This window comes from Pseudomonas sp. IT-P4 (assembly GCF_949767755.1).
GTDB classification, from domain to species: domain Bacteria; phylum Pseudomonadota; class Gammaproteobacteria; order Pseudomonadales; family Pseudomonadaceae; genus Aquipseudomonas; species Aquipseudomonas monachiensis.
Genome location: NZ_CATKPX010000105.1, coordinates 1 through 283, shown reverse-complemented (window position 1 = coordinate 283; position 283 = coordinate 1). Strand labels below are relative to the sequence as shown.

Genomic DNA, 283 nt, shown 5'->3' with positions numbered 1-283 from the left:
GGCGTGGGCGATGTAGGGCCGGTCGGGGTCGCCCTGTTCGAAGGCCACCGCCACTTCGGTGCCGGCGATCAGCGGCAGGTGCAGGCCGTGGGTGTCGCCGGCGTATGCCCGGGCCAGGCGCAGCCAGGTGCTTTCGCGACCGGCGTCCCAAGTGTCGCGGTCGAACAGGAATTGCACCCGGTAGCGGCCTTCGGCGTCGGTATCGGCGTAGGGGTTGTGGGCCTGCGCGCTGGTCACCCGGGCCGGCACGGTGCCGGCGATCAAGGGTTTGGGCGGTACGTCT

Annotated in this window: 1 protein-coding gene; it reads right to left on the bottom strand. The window is 71.4% G+C overall.

Going from position 1 to position 283, the window contains the following annotated elements:
- On the bottom strand, window positions 1-283 hold a 283-nt coding region (locus ACM6IT_RS28005), incomplete at both ends, for a phage baseplate assembly protein V (protein ID WP_414919113.1).